The following is a 17,836-nucleotide window of genomic DNA, read 5'->3' on the forward strand; positions in this document are numbered from 1 at the left end:
CCTGTCTGCCGAAGCGGTCCTATGCTCGCACATGAAAATCCTCTAAGCTGAACGCGGAGCCAAATCCGTTTTGCGCACCGGCGAAATGAAAAGCCAGGAAGGCGATCAGCGCGATCATCGCGATGATCAGACCGATGCCGCCGAGCACGGCCGCCCCGATCGACAGTCCCGGGCCCCGCTGTTCTCGCTTGGCCTTCTGGATGCCCAGAATGCCGAGGACGAGGGCGATAAGGCTCAACAGAACGCCAAACACGGCGGTGAAGACGCAGCAGCAGTCCAAGAGTATCCCGGCAATCCCCAGAATCAAGCCGATGACGCCGAACGTGTCGGTGCCGGCCCCTTGCTGGGGAGCGCTGTAGCCGCCAGCTCCGCCGTACGGCTGTTGGCCGTACGGGTTCGGGGGCTGCCCGCCATACGGTGGCTGTGCGCCGTACACAGGCTGCCCGCCGTACGCCGGCTGGTCCCCGTAGGGCGTTTGACCGCCGTACGGCGATTGGCCCCCGTGCGGGGGCTGCCCATAGGGATTCTGCCCCGGCGGGTACGTCATCGCGCGAACTCCTCGTCAATCCACCGGCGTGTCCACCGGCTTCCTCCACTTTCTCACAACCCGCCCCACTGGCCTTCGGAGGCTAGTGCTGATTGGGCAAGTCTTCGAATCCCCCAGCGAGACCAAAGGCGAGAATCGAGCCATAGACCAAGACGGCGAGCACGCCGAGCGCAGTGGACACCACGCCAAGCCAGAAGCCAACTTGGGCAAGAGACCTGTTCTCGGGCAGGTTTTTCTTCATATACGCCCTACCGCAGATCATTGCGGGGACACCAGTGAAGCAGCTACAACCGGTCAGCGAAAGAATGCCTAAGACGAGCGCGGCGACTGCGAGTGTGCTCGGCTCCGCCTGCGCGGGCGGATAGTACGGGTGGGAATACGGTCCCGCGCCCGGCGGGAGACCGGGCGCGGGACCGTAAGCGCTTGCAGGCGGGTACGGCTCTTCATGCCTTTCCCCTGGACCCGTCAAGGCGCCGTGGTGCTCGCGTTGAAACCGAGGTCCAGCATGCCCGTGAGGCTCAGAATCACACCAAGGACGCCCCAGGCGATCGCGATGCCGATGGCGATCCAACCGAACTTCTTCTGCTGCTGGTTGCCTTTGGCGGTCGCCACCGCGACAATGCCGAGAATCAAACCGATCGCGCAGATGTCGAACAGCGCGGCGAACACGATCGCGAGGATGCCGAGGGTGTTCTTTTGCTCCGCGGGCGGCTGCTGCGCGGGAAAACCTTGGAAGGGAGGCTGCTGTCCTGGCGCGCCAGGCTGCCCGGCCTCGCTGTACGGGTTCGGTTCGGATGGATAGGTCATGTCACAAACTCCTCTTCAGTCCCCCGGCGCAGAACCGGATGCGATCACTATCTCACAACAGCAATCGCCATTCCGTCCCAGCCCTTCGATGACACGAGTTGCAGAGCGGTGGCTTCCAATTTGGGATGCGACCCCAACAGTTCGAGCACCTCGCGCGTTCCTCGGGTGTCCGCGTCCCCGTGCTCAGGGTCCAAAGCGTTCGGGTCGATCAGCGCCCCCGCGCGCACCACGTTGTCCACCACGATCACCGTGCCCGGATGGGCGAGGTCCACAGAGAGGCGCACGTAATTCGCGTTGTTGCGTTTGTCGGCGTCGACAAAAACCAGGTCGAACGGCTGGACCCCTTCGGCTTTGAACGCGAGCAGCGAGTCCATGGCCGGTCCCACCACGATCTCCACCAGGTCGGCGACCCCGGCGAGGACATGGTTCTCCCTGGCCACCTCGGCGTAGTGGGGATTGATCTCCAGCGTCACGACTTTCCCGTCAGGCGGCAAAGCCTTGGCGAACCAAGTGGAGCTGTACCCCCCGAGCGTGCCGATCTCAAGGACGCGCCTCGCCCCGGCGATCTTGGCGAGCAGACACAAGAATTTCCCCGCGTTCGGGACGACGTCGATGGGCGGCAGACCGCCCGCCTTGTTGCGGCGATAGATCGAGTCCGTGTCTTCCTCGGTCGCAGACAACAAGGTCTGCGACAGCCATTCGTCAACGGCGACCCAGGACGGATCTGGGTGGAAAGCACGAGTCATAGGACCACCGTACTCGCCGCCAGCCGGCTCAGCGGACGGTCTTGCCAGCCGCCTGACCGGAGCCCTGGGCGACGATAGCCGCGGCCTTGGCGAGCGCAGCGACAGCGGAGGGGACCACGACGCTGACGTCCACGAGGCCGGATGCGCCGCTGAAGCGCTCTTTGAGTTCGACTTTGCCCTCGCCCGCCCAGTCACGGCCGACGACCACGACCACCGGTGCTCCGAGCAGCTCCGCGTCGGCGAATTTCACACCGGGGGAAGCTTTGCGATCGTCCAAAAGCACTCGCAGGCCGTGCGATTCGAGCTCGGCCGCGTACCGCTCTGCCGCCTCGGCCTCCGCCCCGCCCTTCCCCGTGGAGAGGACGTGCACCTGGAACGGCGCGACCTGCGGCGGCCAGCGCAAGCCCTTCTCGTCGAGCCACTGCTCGGCGATGACGCCCACCAGACGGGAGACCCCGATGCCGTAGGAGCCCATGATGAGGCGCGCCGGTTTGCCGTTCTCGCCGAGGACGTCGACCGAGAACGCGTCGGTGTATTTGGTGCCGAGCGCGAAGACGTGGCCGATCTCGATGCCGCGCGCGGCGACGAGCGGGCCCCTGCCGTCCGGGGACGGGTCGCCTTCCCGGACCTCGGCGGCGTCGATGGTCCCGTCCGCGGTGAAGTCCCGTCCGTGCACGAGGTCGACGACGTGCTTGCCGTGCTCGTCGGCCCCGGTGATCCATCGCGTGCCGATCCCGACCCTGGGGTCGAGCAGGTAGCGCACCCCGTTGGCGCGCAGCGCGCCCGGACCGATGTAACCGCGCACGAGGAACGGGTTCGCGGCGAAGTCCTCCTCGGCCACCAGCGCCACTTCGGCGGGCTCCAGCTGGGCTTCGAGGCGTTTGAAGTCCACCTCGCGGTCCCCGGGGAGGCCGATCGCGAGCAGCTCCCACTGCCCGCCCGGCTCTCTCGTCTTGACGAGGATGTTCTTGAGGGTGTCCGCACCGGTCACCTCTCGCCCGAGCGCCTGGTTGGCCCATGCCACCAGCGTCGCGATGGTCGGGGTGTCGCCGGTGTCGTGGATTTGGGCCGCGGGCGCGTCCGAGAAGTCCACCGGTTCCGCTGGCGGCGTGGCGACGGCTTCGACGTTCGCCGCGTAACCAGACTCCAGGCAACGCACATAGGTGTCCTCGCCGATGGCGCTCTCGGCGAGGAATTCTTCGCTGGCCGAGCCGCCCATCGCGCCGGAGGTGGCGGCGACGATGACGTAGGAGACGCCGAGCCGGTCGAAAATCCGCTGGTAGGCGTCGCGATGGGCGTGGTAGGCGGCCTTGTTGCCCGCCTCGTCCACGTCGAAGGAATACGCGTCCTTCATCACGAACTCCCGGCCGCGCAGGATGCCTGCGCGCGGGCGCTCCTCGTCGCGGTATTTGGTCTGGATTTGGTACAAGATGACCGGCAGGTCTTTGTAGGAGGTGTACTCGCCCTTCACGATGAGCGCGAAAAGCTCTTCATGGGTCGGCGCGAGCAGGTAGTCGCCCCCCTTGCGGTCCTTGAGGCGGAAAAGATTGTCGCCGTACTCCGTCCACCGGTTCGACGTCTCGTAGGGCTGGCGCGGCGCGAGCGCGGGCAGCAGGATCTCCTGGGCGCCGATGGCGTCCATCTCCTCGCGCACAACGGCCTCGACCTGGCGCAGAACCTTCAGCCCGAGCGGGAGCCAGGTGAACACCCCGGGGGAAACCCTGCGGACATAGCCGCCGCGCACGAGCAGTTTGTGGTTGGCGACTTCGGCGTCCGCCGGGTCCTCCCGCAAAGTGCGGACGAACAATTCAGAAAGTCTTGTCGGCATAGCGCATCAGCTTATGCGGTGCCACCGCCGATCGAGAAATACACGGTCACGCTGATGTCGTGGGCGGGTTCTTGACGAGGACGAACTCATGCTCGGCGATGTCCGCGAGCATCTCCTCGTGCGCCCACGGGGTCCATGGCCACAATTCGGGCAGACCGTCTTTGCCGAGGTACCAGCTGTTGCAGCCGGAGTTCCAGATGGTGCTCTTGGATGCCTCTTTGATTTCCGCGTTGTAGGCGTCGGTCACCGACTGTTTCGGCGCAGCGGTGTCGAACTGCCCTTCCCGCCAGCGGTCGATCCACCGCATGATGTACTTCGCCTGCGTCTCGGCGACCGCGACGAGGGAGAAGTTCCCGACCGGGCTGTGCGGCCCCATGATGAAGAAGAAATTCGGGAAACCTGGCAGGGCGACAGTCCGGTACGCGCGGGGCCCGCCGGAAGCCTGCCATGTCTGGCTCAAGGTGCGCCCGTCCTCGCCGACGAGGTCCACCGGCTGCACGAATGCTTGCGGGTCGAAGCCCGTGCACATGGCGATCACATCGGCTTCGTGCAGCTCGCCGTCTTTGGTGACCACGCCCCGCTGTTCGATGTGGTCGACGCCCTCGGTCACCAGGCGCACGTTCGGCTGCTGCATCCTCCGGTAGAAGCTCGGGTGCATGACCATTCTCTTGCACATCGGCTTGTCCGGCGGAGTCAGTTTGGCCCGCAGCTGCTTGTCGCGCACAGTGCGCAGATTCCACCTGCACATGGTGTCGATGAGCTTGTACTTCCAACTGTCCGGTTGGATCGTCGCTTGTGCGAAGATGCCGAAAAATTGGCGCATCGTCCAATAAAAGACATTGTCGAGCAAGGGGACCTTGCGCAGCAAGAGTCGCACCACCGGGCCGGTGGGCGGATTCGGCAACGGCATGACCCATTGCGGTGTGCGCTGGAAGAGCGTCACATCGATCCCGCGTTTTTGCAGGGCGGAGACGATCTGCACACCGGTGGAGCCGGTGCCGACCACGGCCACCCGCTTGCCGTCGAGCGGAACCGAGTGGTCCCACCGGGCGGAGTGGAACAGCGCGCCTTCGAACTTGTCGATCCCTGGGATGTCGGCCATCCTCGGCTTGTGCAGCACACCGGACGCGGCGACGAGGAAGTCCGCCGTGTACTCCCCCTTGCTGGTCTTGACCCGCCAGGCGGTTCCTTCGAAGACCGCTTCGAGGACTTCTTCGCCGAAGCGGATGTGCGGAACGATCCCGAACCGCTCGGCCGCGCCCGAGAAGTAGCTTTCGATCTCGGGCTGAGGCGAGAACAAGTGCGACCACTCGGAGTTCTTGTCGAAAGTGTATTGGTACAGGTGCGAAGGGACGTCGCAGGTGAGACCGGGGTATGTGTTCTCGCGCCAGGTGCCGCCGACGCTCGCCCCTTTCTCCAGGATGATGAAGTCCTCGATCCCGGCCTGCTTGAGCTTGACGCCCATGCAGACGCCCGACATGCCAGCTCCGATGACGACCACGGAAGGCGCGCGGAGGCCTCTTGTCGCGGAGGCTGTTCTGTTGATCGCCAACGTCATTGCCACTCCTTGCGGTTGCATGTTCCACTAGTGTCAATAACACTACTATGACGGCGTTATCGCACCCTCGGCGGGGCAGCGCCTATGCCATGAGCGGCACGCGTCCCGTCCTCGCCTGCAGAACACACCATGGACCGCGTCATACCGGTTGCGGGAGTTCGCCCGTTCCGGCGTCCGCCGCGGCCTTGGCCTCCTGCGCCTCTGCGATCTCTTCCCGGGTGTACCCGATGAAAAAGCCGGTCACAGCAGCGACCAAAGCGACTCCGGCAAGGATCAACAGGCCGAAGGTGTAACCAGAGGAAAGCTGCGCGAGCTGCTCCGGGGACATGCCAGCCGAGTTGCTGTGCCCGACTTCGAGTTTTTGACCGGTGAACAACACGGCCCCCATCACCGAGAGGCCAATGGGCCCGCCCAGCTCCTGCGCGACAAGCGCAATAGCCGCGAGCGCGCCGACCTCTTCATCAGGAATGCCCACCAGCGCGCAGAGCGGCAACGGGACGAGCACCACGCCGACGCCGAAACCAATGAGCAGGATCGGGGCGAGCAAATCGTGCGTGTACGAGGCCGAGGGAGTGAGCGTCGAACCGTCCAGAAAACCGGCGAGCACGAAGACCAAGCCGACCCCGGCCGTCCACCGCGGGGCGATCTTCTTCAAGAGCAACACCGCGACCTGGCTGCCGATCCCGAGCGCGACGGCGAAGGGAATGAACGAGAGGCCGGTCTTCAGCGGCGAGTAGTGCAGCACATCCTGGAAGAAGAGCACCACGTAGATCGTCAAACACATCAGGATCGCGCCAGAGAGGATGATCGTCCCGAACGTTGCGATCTTGTCTTTGTTCGCGAACAGGCGCAGGGGCAGCAGCGGATTGGGCGAGCGCAGCTCGATCACGAAAAAAGCCACCAGCAACACCGCGCCGAGCGCCAAGGGGGCGACGATCCACGGACTGTCCCACCCCCAAATCGGCCCTTGGGTGAAGCCGAAGACGAACGCGAAAACCGCCCCTGCGGACGCGGCTGCGCCGGGGAGGTCCAGCTTCGTGCTGTTCGGGGCGACGTTCGGGATCGTCAGCGCGGTGAGGACCAAAATGCCGATTCCGACCGGGACGTTGACCGCGAAGATCAACTGCCAGTCGAGCCCGGATATCCCGACGTGATCGCCAATGAACCTGCCGAGTTCCGTGAGCGCGCCGCCGAAGATCAGCCCGGCGATCGAGCCGATCCCCAGCATGCCGCCATAGATGGCCACCGCCATGTTCCGCGCTGTGCCGGGCTTGTAGAGCGTGGCCACGAGCGCGAGCCCAGTCGGCGACGCCAAAGCGGCTCCGGAGCCTTGGAAGGCGCGGAACACCAGCAGCGAAGCCTCGTCCCACGACAACGAGCACAGCAACGAGCCCAACGTGAAAATGCCGACCCCGAGCAAAAAGGCCCGTTTGCGCCCGATCAGGTCGCCGATCCTCCCGCCGATCAGCATCAAGCCGCCGAACGCGAGCACATAGGAGGTGATGACCCACGACCGACCCGGCCCGGAGAGGCGCAGCGCCTCACCGATCCGGTACAGGGCGATGTTCGCGACCGTGCCGTCGAGCGTCGCCATGAACTGCATGCCGCCAAGAGCCAGAATCGCGAGGCCGAACGCGCTCGCGCGTTGTTCGTGGTTGTGCCGTCCTCGGAGGAATTCGTTCCAGCGGTCCTTCACGAACGCGACGGCGAGCCCGGCCAGCCCCGGTTTGGGCTCAGAGAGCGCGGCGGGCGGGGGCGCTTGCCCACCAGGGCCGGCCGCGCCGGAAAAGCCTGCGTCTCGCGTGGGCGCGGGGTCGTCAAACGCGGTGTCGTCAGTGGTCCTGCTCATAGACCGCCAGCCTACCTTGCGGCCGCCGCCGATTCCTCCAAGAGCGACACCACTGCGCCGACGACCACGACTGCCGGTGGGCCGACCTGTTCCCGCTGAGACAGCTCCGCCACCTGGTCGAGCCGGGACTTGAGCACGCGCTGCCCGCGCTGGCTCGCGTCTTCGACCACAGCGGCAGGCGTGGCGGGGTCCCGGCCCCCGGCGATGAGCGCCTCGCTGATCGCGCGCAACTGCCCGATAGCCATGAGCAGGACCAACGTGCCTTTGAGCCGGCCAAGGCTCGGCCAATCGACCAGCGATTCGGGAGCGTCCGGCGCGAGGTGGCCGCTCACGATGACCGCCTCGTGCGTCACCCCCCGGTGGGTGACCGGGATCTCGGCAAGGGCCGGAGCCGCGATCGCGCTGCTCACCCCCGGCACCACAGTCACCGGGACGCCCGCCTCAAGGCAGGCGAGGTACTCCTCGAAACCCCGCCCGAACACGTACGGGTCGCCGCCTTTCAGGCGGACCACGAACTTTCCGGCCCGCGCGTGCTCGATCAACGTCCGGTTGATCTCCCCCTGGCCCATCGCGCGACCGCCCGGCACTTTCGCCGCGTCCACCACCAAAGCCCTCAGACCCAACTCTGCCAAGAGTTCGGGCGAGCCGAGCCGGTCCGCGACAACGACGTCCGCCTGGGCCAAAAGCCGTTTGCCTCGCACGGTGATGAGCTCGGGATCTCCAGGACCGGCCCCGACCAACGCCACCCCAGGAGCGGCGGACCCGGCCAACGGCTCCTCGACGTCCAGGCTGCCGTCCTCGATGGCCGCCTGGATCGCGGAGCGCGCGGCGGCGGATCGACGGTGGTCGCCGCCCGCGAGGACGCCGACCGTGAGCGAGCCGGAACGCCCGGTCGCGGGAGTGACCGCCGATCCGCTCCTGGCCTGGTCCGCACGGACGCAGAAGATTCGCAGCCGGTCTGCCTCCGCGACGACGCTGGCATTGACCTCGGCATTGTCGGTGCAGGCGAGGGCGTACCAACATCCTTCGAGATCGCCCTCGCGGTACTCGCGAAGCACCACCGTCACGCCTCGAGTCGCCTCAATGGCTGTGGTCACCTCTGGCGCGACAACGGTCACCCGCGCCCCGGCCCGCACCAAACCCACGACCCGGCGGCGGGCCACCGCTCCCCCGCCGACCACCACAACCGGCTTGTCCGCGAGGTTCAGGCCTGCGAGATACGGTTCGGGCGAATTCGGGCTCAAGAGGCCGGGGTCAGCTCGAGCGCTTTCGCAGATTCTTCGAACAGGCGCTGGTGGAGCTGCGGATTGTCCGAAAGCTTCGTCCCATACGACGGCACGAGCTCTTTGAGCTTCCCGCTCCAGCGCTCATGGTCCTTCGGGAAGCAGCGCTCCAGGAGGGAGAGCATCGCGGACGCGCACACGGACGCTCCGGGCGAGGCCCCGAGCAACCCGGCCACCGTTCCGTCCGGCGTGGCCTCCACGGCGGTGCCGAACTCCAACGCGCCCTTCGCGCCCTTGCCGCGGATGATCTGCACCCGCTGCCCCGCGAAATACAGGTCCCAATCGGAGGCCTCGGCGGAGGGGACGAAGTCCTGCAACGCCGCGATCCGGTCCGACGACGATTGCAGCAGCTGGCTGACGAGGTATTTCACCAGGCCGAATTCGGTGAGGCCCACCGAAAGGTACGGCAGGATGTTCATCGGGCGCAGAGAAGCGACGAGGTCCGTGAGACGGCCTTCTTTCAAGTACTTCGGGGACCAGCCCGCGTATGGGCCGAAGAGAATGCTGCGCTTCCCGTCGATCACCCTGGTGTCCAAGTGCGGCACGGACATCGGCGGGGCGGACCCTTTGGCCTTGGCGTAGACCTTGGCCTGGTGCTGGGCGACGATGTCCGGGTTCGTGCAACGCAGGAAGGCCCCGGAGATCGGGAATCCGCCCATGCCCTTGACCGAGGGCACGCCCGCGGACTGCAAGAGCGGCAGTGCGTAGCCGCCGGCGCCGACGAACACGAACTTCGCCCTGGCCGTGGTCTTTTCCCCGGTGCGCAGGTTCTTCACCGACAACTTCCAACGCTCGCCGTCGCGTTTCAGGCTCGTCACCTCGTGCTCGAACAGGAGCGGTCCCGCGCCCGCGACGTGCGCGAGGAGCTGACGGGTCAACTCGCCGAAGTTCACATCGGTGCCGTCGTCCTCCCATGTGATCGCGAACGGTTCGGAGAAGTCGCGGCCTCGGGCCATGAGCGGCAGACGCTTGGCGAATTCGCCGGGGTCGGTCGAGAAGCCCATGTTCGAGAAGAGCGGATGCCGCACAAGCGCCTCGTGCCGGGCTTTGAGGTAATCGGCGTCCTCCTGGCCGGTCACCCAGCTCATGTGCGAAATCGGGTTGATGAACTGCTTCGGCTCGCTCAGGTGCCCCGCCTGGACCAGGCTCGACCAGAACTGCCGCGACACCTGGAATTGCTCATTGATCGCCACGGCTTTCGTGATGTCCACGGAGCCGTCCGGTTGCAACGGGGTGTAATTGAGCTCGCAGAGCGCCGAGTGGCCGGTGCCCGCGTTGTTCCACGGCGAGCTGGACTCTTGCGCCGCGCCCGGAAGGCGCTCGAAGACCGCGATGGACCAATCCGGCTGCACCTGGCGCAGGAGGGAGCCGAGCGTTGCGCTCACAATTCCCGCCCCGATCAGGGCCACGTCCGTCTCCAGAATGGCGGAACCAGTCTTTTTGGTGGATAGCGCAGGGGCTGTGTGCTCGGGCATACAGAGAATCTTACGTCTGACCTGCTCCCGCTTGTCACCCAGGATGTCTATGATGCCCGCGTGAGCATCGCCGAAGAAACATCGCCTGTTTGGTCGTCTGACGAGTTGGGGGACGATTTTCGCCAACTGGCCATTCCGCTCGGGGACGATCCCGACGGCGAAGGAGAGATTTTCGCCACGCTCGTCAAACACGATCCGCCGCGCGCAGCGGGCGCTGCGCGCGGCGCCGTTCTGCATCTGCACGGCTACAACGATTACTTTTTCCAACGCGAGCTGGCCGAACACTGCGCCGCGCGCGGGCTCCGGTTCTACGCCTTGGACCTGCGCAAGTGCGGCCGCTCTCGACGCGACTGGCTCACCCCGCACGCCAGCTCTGATTTCGCGCAGTACGACGAGGATCTGCGCGCCGCGCTCGCCGTGATCCGGGAGGAGCTCGGCGAAGTCCCGCTTTTCGTGCACGGGCATTCCACCGGCGGGCTCATCGCCCCGCTGTCCGTCGCGCGGTTGCGGCTCGACCCGTCCTGCGATGTGTCGCGGATGGTGCGCGGCCTGGTGCTCAACAGCCCGTTCGTCGAGCTGCCCACGCCAGCCCCGGTCCGGTTCGTCGCCAAGGGGCTCGCGGCGACGCTCGGGCGGATCGCGCCCGCCGCGGCGCTCCCGCAGAGCGAGCTGGCCGCGTACGGCGAGAGCATCCACAAAAATTACCGGGGCGAATGGGACTACAACCTCCAACGCAAACCCCTCCTCGGGCCGCCCCTGCGGCTCGGCTGGTTGCTCGCGGTCGTCAACGCGCAACGGGAGCTGCGCAACAGCGCGAACATCGCCGTCCCGGCCCTGGTGCTGCACTCCGACCGTTCGTATCTCGCCGGTTCCGACCCTGAGCGGACAGACACCGCCGACGCCGTCCTCCAGGTGGCCCATATCAAGCGCTGGGCCGGCCGGGCCGGTCCGCTCGCCACTGCGGCGGAAATCGCCGGAGCGCGCCACGACGTCTTCCTCTCCCGGCTCGAAGCCCGCACACGCGCCTACACGGCGCTGGACGAGTGGCTGGAAAGTTTCGAGCAGACGCCTGTGTGAATATCTCCTGGGCGACCGCACACCGGGGCGCTGCTGAAGCCGAGAGCGCGCGAGCGGCCTTGCGCGAAGAACGCGCTTTCGCTCCGGCACAACGACTGCGCGACAAAAGACAGGGCAAAGGCGACACCAGTCACGACGGCCAGTTTGGCGAGACGCATATTTTTCATGGCGCACAATCCTCTCCGCAATGGCTGAAACTGCCAGCAACCCGGCATGTCGCCGATGTCGCGAAACAAATATCAGCACAGAGAACCCGGGCGGAGGACGCCGGGAAACCGTGGTGACCCGCTGACAGAGAACTGACCATCAGACTGGCAGCATTCAGAAGCGGCAGTGCCGAACGTCCGAAGCCAGAATTGCTTTCGCCCCGAGCTCTTCGAGCTTGTCCATGACCGCGTTGACTTCGGCGCGCGGCGTGAGGGCGCGCACCGCCACCCAATCGGGGTTGGCGAGATCCGCGATGGTCGGGGACTCCAAGCCCGGAGTGACGGCCACTGCTTCGCTGAGCACAGTCTTCGGGCAGTCGTAATCGAGCATGAGGTACTTCTGCGCGAACACCACGCCTTGCAGGCGGGCGGTGAGCTGTGCTTTCGCCTTCTCTTTCTCGGGGTCGCCCGGCCCGTCGCGCTCGAAGAGCACGGCCTCCGAGACGCAGATCGGCTCCCCGAACGGGGCGAGGCCGTGCTGGCTGAGGGTCTGGCCGGAGTCGACCACGTCGGCCACCACGTCGGCGACGCCGAGCTGCACGGAGATCTCCACCGCGCCGTCCAACTGCACCACGGTCGCGTCCACCCCGTGTTTGCTCAGGTGTGCGCGCATGAGGTTCGGCAGCGACGTGGCGATCCTTTTGCCGTTCAGATCCGCCAGCGCCCAAGTGCGGCCGACCGGGGCGGCGAGGCGGAATTTCGAGCCCGCGAAGCCCAGCGGGAGGCGTTCGCGGACCAGCGCGCCCGCGTCGAGGGCCAAATCCCTGCCGGTGATGCCCAAGTCGAGCTCCCCGGAGCCCACATAGACAGCGATGTCGCGCGGACGGAGGAAGAAGAATTCGACGTCGTTCGCGGCGTCGAGCACCGAAAGGTCCTTGCTGTCGCGGCGGCGGCGGTACCCGGCCTCGGACAACAGATCGGCGGCCGGAGCCGAAATCATGCCCTTGTTGGGCACTGCGACCCGCAACATCAGAGCCTCCCGTAGATGTCGTCGAGGGAGATCCCGCGCGCGAGGGCGACCACTTGCGCCCAATACAGCAGTTGGGAAAGCTCCAAAGCCAGAGCTTCGTCGTCCTCGTGCTCGGCGGCCATCCACACCTCGGCGGCCTCTTCGATGATCTTCTTGCCGATGAAATGCACGCCCTTGCCGAGCGCGGTCACGGTCGAGCTGTCGGTGTCGCCGCTCTCGGCGCGGGCCTTGAGCTCTGCGAAGAGGGATTCGAATGTTTTCTGGGCGGCCATAGCCCTGACAGTCTCTCATGCGCCTAGTTGCCGCCTCGTCACAGGAGGGAGCACACTAGAAGGATGCGACCCAAAGCACGTCCCGAGGAAGTCGACGAGGCCGACCTCGCCGTCACGGCGCCCGAGGACCACGCCGCCGGGGTCAAAGCGGTCATGGTTTCGATGGTCCGGGCCTTGCCGCAAATGAAACCGGCCCGCACCGCGAAGGCCTTCGCGCGCCTGAACCAAGACCACGGTTTCGACTGCCCGAGCTGCGCCTGGCCGGACCCGCAGGGGCGTCGGCGGGTGGCCGAATTCTGCGAGAACGGCGCGAAGGCCGTGTCCGACGAGGCCACCAAGGCGAAGGCCGGTCCTGACTTCTTCGCCCGGCACTCGCTCGCCGACCTGGACGGGCGCACCAACTATTGGCTCGGCCAACAGGGCAGGCTCACCCACCCCATGGTGGCCCGGCCCGGTGCGACGCATTACGAGCCGATCTCATGGGACGAGGCCTACCGGCTCATCGCTGACGAGCTCACCGCGCTGCACAGCCCGAACGAGGCGGTCTTTTACACCTCGGGGCGCACGAGCAACGAGGCCGCGTTCTGCTACCAGCTGTTTGCGCGCTGCTTCGGCACCAACAACCTGCCGGACTGCTCCAATATGTGCCACGAGTCCTCCGGCGCCGCGCTCGCGGCCTCTATCGGGATCGGCAAGGGCTCGGTCTCGCTCGACGACGTCCACCACGCGGACCTCATCATCATCGCTGGCCAGAACCCCGGCACCAACCACCCGAGAATGCTCACCGCGCTCGACAAAGCCAAAAGCAACGGGGCGCGGATCGTCGCGATGAACCCCCTGCCCGAGGCGGGCCTGATCCGGTTCAAAGACCCGCAAACCGTGCGGGGCGTGCTCGGCAACGGCACAAAGCTCGCGGACCACTACCTGCGCGTGCGCCTGGGCGGAGACCAGGCCGTGTTCCAAGGGCTGGGGAAACTTCTGGTGGAGAGCGGCAGCGTCGACCGCGATTTCATCGAACGGCACACCCACGGGTTCGCGCAATACGAGCGGCATGTGCGAGCCGTGGACCTCGCCGTGGTCGAGGAGGCGAGCGGCATCCGCGAAACCCAGCTGCGCGAGATCGCGGCACTGCTGGCCCGCTCGCAACGCACGATCATCTGCTGGGCCATGGGTCTGACGCAACATGTCCACGGGGTGGCGACCATCCAAGACGCGACCAGCGTGCTGCTCCTGCGCGGCATGATCGGCAAACCCGGAGCCGGGGTCTGCCCCGTGCGCGGGCATTCCAACGTGCAGGGCGACCGGACCATGGGCATCTGGGAGAAAATGCCCGAAAGCTTCCTCGCCGCCCTCGACAAGGAGTTCGGGATCACAAGCCCGCGCGAGCACGGCGCGGACGTGGTCGACTCGATCCGTCTCATGCGCGACGGCAAGGCGAAAGTCTTTTTCGGCATGGGCGGGAACTTCGTCCAGGCCGCCCCGGACACGGACCTGCTGGAAGCGGCCCTGCGCGGCTGCTCGCTCACCGTGCAGGTCTCGACCAAACTCAACCGGGCCCACGTCGTGCGCGGCAAAACCGCCCTGATCCTGCCCACTCTGGGGCGCACCGACAAAGACGTCCAAGCCGGCGGCAAGCAGGTGGTGTCCGTGGAGGATTCCATGTCCATGGTGCATTTGTCCCGAGGCAACCTCGCGCCAGCGAGCGATCAGCTGCGCAGCGAGGTCGCCATCGTCTGCGAGCTCGCAGCGCGCCTGTTCGGCCCCGAGCACCCGGTGCCGTGGCAGTCGTTCCGCGACGACTACGACCGCATTCGCGACTCGATCAGCCGTGTCGTGCCGGGCTTTGAGCATTTCAACGAACGGGTTCGGGAGAAGGACGGCTTCCTGCTCCCCCATCCGCCCCGTGATTCGCGGGAGTTCGAGACGGCCACCGGCAAAGCGAATTTCTTCGCGAACCCGCTGGAATGGACCCCGGTCCCCGAGGGCAGGCTGATCCTGCAGACCTTGCGCAGCCACGACCAGTTCAACACCACGATCTACGGTCTCTCCGACCGTTACCGGGGGGTGGCGGGCGGGCGGCGCGTGGTGTTCGTGAACCCGGAGGACATCCACGAGCTGGGCCTGCGCGACGGGATGCATGTGGACATCGTCTCGGAGTGGGACGACGGCGGCACACAGCAGCAACGCCTCGCGCCGAACTTCCGCGTGGTGGCCTACGACACGCCCAAGGGCAACGCGGCGGCCTACTACCCCGAGACCAACTCGCTGCTGCCGCTGGACCATGTGGCAAAAGGGTCCAACACACCAGTCGCGAAGGCGATCACGGTGCAATTGAAACCGGTCGGCGCCTGATGGGCCGGGTGACGGTGCGCAAACCGGTCCTGCGGGTGAACGGAGCCACCCAGACCGACAGGCTCGACTCGCTCGCCGTGGAAGAGCCGTTGGAAATCCGCCTCGGCGGCAAAGCCCTCGCCCTCACGATGCGCACCCCCGGCGACGACGTGGACCTCGTGCACGGCTTCCTGCACGCTGAAGGAATCGCGCGCAGCAGGGACGACGTGTCCAGCGTCCGCTACTGCGAGGGCACAGACCCCGAAACAGGCCTGCAAACCTACAACGTCGTCGACGTGGCGTTGCGCGAAGCGGCGCGGGCTCGGGCAACGGGCCTCGGCCGCTCCTTCACGGTCTCCTCGGCCTGCGGGGTGTGCGGGAAGACTTCGCTGGACCAAGTGGTGTCCGCGAGCGCGTATCAGCTCCGCGACGACACATCCTCGTTCTCCTCGGCCATGCTCGCGGCCGCGCCGGACACGTTGCGCTCCGCGCAGCGCGTCTTCCAGGCGACGGGGGGCCTGCACGCGGCGGCGGTCATGGAACCGGACGGCGCGGTGCTCGCCGTGCGCGAAGACGTGGGCCGGCACAACGCGGTGGACAAAGTCATCGGCCATTTCCTGCGCGAAGACAAACTGCCCCTTGCGGGGCACGCGCTCATCGTCTCAGGCCGCGCTTCCTTCGAGCTGGTGCAAAAAGCCGTGCTCGCGGGGATTCCGTTGCTCGCGGCGGTGTCGGCTCCCTCCTCGTTGGCGGTGGATCTGGCTCTCTCGGCCGGGCTCACCCTGGTCGGATTTCTGCGCGGGGAGACGATGAACGTCTACGCCCACCCGGACCGCGTCGTCGCCGCGCCGCTCTGCGTCTGAGCGGAACGCCGTCGCGGCGAGAATCCAAACCCGCCAGCCCTGGAAAATTTCTCAGGCTTCACGCGGCTACACTCAAATGTGAAAAGCGACACGTTTCCACCGTTTCCCAAGGAGGGACCATGCCCAGCTTCGACCTTGTCATCCGCAACGGCCTGGTGTTCGACGGCAGCGGAGCGCCCGGCGTGCGTTGCGACGTCGGAGTGAAAGACGGCAACATCGCCGCGCTGTCTGTCGAACCGCTTGCCGCAGCCGGAGCGCGAACCGTCGACGCGACGGGCAAATGGGTGCTCCCCGGCTTCATCGACGTGCACACCCACTACGACGCGGAGGTGTTCGCGGGCACCGGACTTGGCGAATCGGTCCGCCACGGCGTCACCACCGTGCTCTACGGGAACTGCTCGATGTCTGCGGTGTATGTGGAGCCCGACGACGCGGCCGACCTGTTCGCGCGGGTGGAGGCGCTGCCGTGGGACGCGGTGCACGGCCTGCTCAAGGAGCACAAAGACTGGACCGGGCCGAAGTCCTACCGGCGGGCGGTCGAGCGGCTGCCGCTCGGCTGCAACGTCGCGACGATGATCGGGCACTCCGACATCCGCGCCGCCGTGCTGGGACTCGGCCGCGCCACCGACCCGGAATACCGGCCGACCAAGGCGGAACTCGACCGAATGCGGGCCATGGTCGCCGAAGCGCTCGACGCGGGGTTCGCGGGGCTGTCCACCGACCGGCTGCGCTTCTCCAAGCTCGCGGGCACCCGCTTCGCCGGGGCGCAGCTGCCTTCCACCTATGCGACGTGGAAGGAGTACGAACTGCTCTACGACGTGGTGCGCGAGCGCGGCGGGGTCGTCCAATCCAACCTGGACGTGTCGAACCGCTTGGAGACGATCCAGCATTTCTTGCACAGCGCGGGCGGGTTGCTGGGCCGAGTGCGCGGCCGCAAACCCTTGAAAACCAGCCTTTTGGCGGCGCTCGACCTCAAATCCGACCGCAACGTGATCCGCCTGCTCAAGCTCGTCACCGGCCTGGTGAACCCGCTGCTCGGCTCGGACGTCTCCTTCCAGCTCCTCACCGCGCCGTTCCATCTGTATTCGGACGGCGTCGACCTGGTCATCTTTGAGGAGTTCGCCTCCGGGACCGCCGCGCTGGACATCCGCGACCAGGTGCGACGCGGCGCAATGATGCAGAGCGAGGAGTACCGCCGCGCGTTCCGCAAGGACATGGCGAAGAAGTTCGGCGTGAACGCCTGGAACAGAGACTTCTACGACACCGAGATCGTGAGCTGCCCAGAGGAGGCCGCGGTCGGGAAGTCTTTCGGCCAGATCGCGGACGAGCGCGGCCTGCAGCCGGTGGACGTCTTCCTCGACCTCGTCTCGCTCTACCCCGGCGAGGTGCGCTGGCACACCACTGTCGCCAACGACCGCCCGGATGTGCTGGGCGAGGCCATGGCCCACAAGTGGTTCCAGTTCGGGAATAACGACTCGGGAGCGCACCTGCGCAACTTCAGCTTTTACAACGCGCCGCTGCGGGCGCTCAAACTCGTCAACGACGCGCACAAGGCCAAAAAACCCTTCATGAGCCTCGAAACCGCTGTGCGCCGGCTGACGGGCGAGCTCGGCGAGTGGTACGGCCTGGACGCGGGCCGTTTGCGGCCGGGCGACCGCGCCGACATCGCGGTCGTCGATCCGGCCGGGCTCGATGATTCCCTTGCCGAGTACCACGAGGAACTCGCACCGGCGTTCGGGGTCTCCCGCCAGGTCAACCGCAACGACAACGCTGTGGCCGCCACTGTCGTCGGCGGCAGGCTCGTCTACAGCTACGGGGTGTTCGCCAGCGGCTTCGGGGAATCGCTGCATGCCGGGCAGTTCCTTCCCGGCGCGGCAGGGTAGCCAGTCACGTTCAAGAACCACGGTCCGGCTGCGTCTCATGCGCGCCCATCGTCCGCGCTGGCCCCCGGTGCGGGCGCGCCCATCGTCCGCGCCCGCATCGGGGTCGCCGAAATGCAAGGAGCCCGCTTCGAACCCTGGATC

General features: G+C 66.5%; 16 protein-coding genes. 5 read left to right on the top strand and 11 right to left on the bottom strand.

Annotated elements, in window-relative coordinates; all coding sequences use genetic code 11:
• Positions 1–19 precede the first annotated feature (19 nt).
• From SROT_RS09290 to mqo, 9 genes are all read right to left on the bottom strand, one after another.
• Positions 20–547 (bottom strand): DUF4190 domain-containing protein, encoded by a 528-nt coding sequence (locus SROT_RS09290; protein WP_013138769.1) that lies wholly within the window; start codon positions 545–547, stop codon positions 20–22.
• A gap of 82 nt (positions 548–629) precedes the next feature.
• A complete protein-coding gene (locus SROT_RS16500) occupies positions 630–1,118 on the bottom strand; it encodes a DUF4190 domain-containing protein (protein ID WP_148223407.1) in 489 nt (162 codons plus the stop codon).
• Complete coding sequence (locus SROT_RS09295; RefSeq protein WP_013138771.1) at positions 1,013–1,354, bottom strand: hypothetical protein; 342 nt, start codon at positions 1,352–1,354, stop codon at positions 1,013–1,015. The genes SROT_RS16500 and SROT_RS09295 overlap by 106 nt, the downstream gene beginning before the upstream one ends.
• 47 nt (positions 1,355–1,401) lie before the next feature.
• Positions 1,402–2,100 carry an O-methyltransferase gene (locus SROT_RS09300; protein ID WP_013138772.1) on the bottom strand — a complete coding sequence of 233 codons (699 nt, stop codon included), beginning with the start codon at positions 2,098–2,100 and terminating at the stop codon, positions 1,402–1,404.
• 28 nt (positions 2,101–2,128) lie between these two features.
• Positions 2,129–3,928 carry a proline--tRNA ligase gene (locus SROT_RS09305; RefSeq protein WP_013138773.1) on the bottom strand — a complete coding sequence of 600 codons (1,800 nt, stop codon included), beginning with the start codon at positions 3,926–3,928 and terminating at the stop codon, positions 2,129–2,131.
• Positions 3,929–3,974: 46 nt separating this feature from the next.
• The gene (locus SROT_RS09310; RefSeq protein ID WP_013138774.1) at positions 3,975–5,486 is read right to left on the bottom strand and encodes a flavin-containing monooxygenase; all 1,512 of its coding nucleotides are present in this window, start codon (positions 5,484–5,486) and stop codon (positions 3,975–3,977) included.
• A gap of 139 nt (positions 5,487–5,625) precedes the next feature.
• Positions 5,626–7,335, bottom strand: a complete 1,710-nt coding sequence (locus SROT_RS09315; RefSeq protein WP_013138775.1) for an MFS transporter — start codon at positions 7,333–7,335, stop codon at positions 5,626–5,628.
• A gap of 11 nt (positions 7,336–7,346) precedes the next feature.
• Positions 7,347–8,579 (bottom strand): uroporphyrinogen-III C-methyltransferase, encoded by a 1,233-nt coding sequence (cobA, locus tag SROT_RS09320; protein WP_013138776.1) that lies wholly within the window; start codon positions 8,577–8,579, stop codon positions 7,347–7,349.
• Positions 8,576–10,093 (bottom strand): malate dehydrogenase (quinone), encoded by a 1,518-nt coding sequence (mqo, locus tag SROT_RS09325; protein ID WP_013138777.1) that lies wholly within the window; start codon positions 10,091–10,093, stop codon positions 8,576–8,578. The genes cobA and mqo overlap by 4 nt, the downstream gene beginning before the upstream one ends.
• 60 nt (positions 10,094–10,153) lie before the next feature.
• Here mqo and SROT_RS09330 point away from each other — a divergent pair, with 60 nt between their 5' ends.
• Positions 10,154–11,170 (top strand): alpha/beta hydrolase, encoded by a 1,017-nt coding sequence (locus tag SROT_RS09330; RefSeq protein ID WP_013138778.1) that lies wholly within the window; start codon positions 10,154–10,156, stop codon positions 11,168–11,170.
• A complete protein-coding gene (locus tag SROT_RS09335; protein ID WP_041407144.1) occupies positions 11,167–11,454 on the top strand; it encodes a hypothetical protein in 288 nt (95 codons plus the stop codon). The genes SROT_RS09330 and SROT_RS09335 overlap by 4 nt, the downstream gene beginning before the upstream one ends.
• A gap of 37 nt (positions 11,455–11,491) precedes the next feature.
• Here the strand turns inward: SROT_RS09335 and hisG are convergent, their stop codons facing one another.
• On the bottom strand, positions 11,492–12,346 hold the full coding sequence (gene hisG, locus SROT_RS09340) for an ATP phosphoribosyltransferase (RefSeq protein WP_013138780.1): 855 nt from the start codon (positions 12,344–12,346) through the stop codon (positions 11,492–11,494).
• Positions 12,346–12,618, bottom strand: coding sequence for a phosphoribosyl-ATP diphosphatase (locus tag SROT_RS09345; RefSeq protein WP_013138781.1), 273 nt, complete (start codon positions 12,616–12,618; stop codon positions 12,346–12,348). The genes hisG and SROT_RS09345 overlap by 1 nt, the downstream gene beginning before the upstream one ends.
• 63 nt (positions 12,619–12,681) lie before the next feature.
• Between SROT_RS09345 and SROT_RS09350 the strand changes: the two genes are divergently transcribed.
• From SROT_RS09350 to SROT_RS09360, 3 genes are all read left to right on the top strand, one after another.
• The gene (locus tag SROT_RS09350) at positions 12,682–14,970 is read left to right on the top strand and encodes an FdhF/YdeP family oxidoreductase (protein WP_013138782.1); all 2,289 of its coding nucleotides are present in this window, start codon (positions 12,682–12,684) and stop codon (positions 14,968–14,970) included.
• On the top strand, positions 14,970–15,812 hold the full coding sequence (gene fdhD / locus SROT_RS09355; RefSeq protein WP_013138783.1) for a formate dehydrogenase accessory sulfurtransferase FdhD: 843 nt from the start codon (positions 14,970–14,972) through the stop codon (positions 15,810–15,812). Before SROT_RS09350 ends, fdhD begins: the two co-directional genes overlap by 1 nt.
• Before the next feature lie 119 nt (positions 15,813–15,931).
• Positions 15,932–17,695, top strand: coding sequence for an N-acyl-D-amino-acid deacylase family protein (locus tag SROT_RS09360; RefSeq protein ID WP_013138784.1), 1,764 nt, complete (start codon positions 15,932–15,934; stop codon positions 17,693–17,695).
• The last annotated feature ends 141 nt before the right edge of the window (positions 17,696–17,836 follow it).

The sequence above is a fragment of the Segniliparus rotundus DSM 44985 genome (genome assembly GCF_000092825.1).
GTDB classification, from domain to species: Bacteria; Actinomycetota; Actinomycetes; order Mycobacteriales; family Mycobacteriaceae; genus Segniliparus; species Segniliparus rotundus.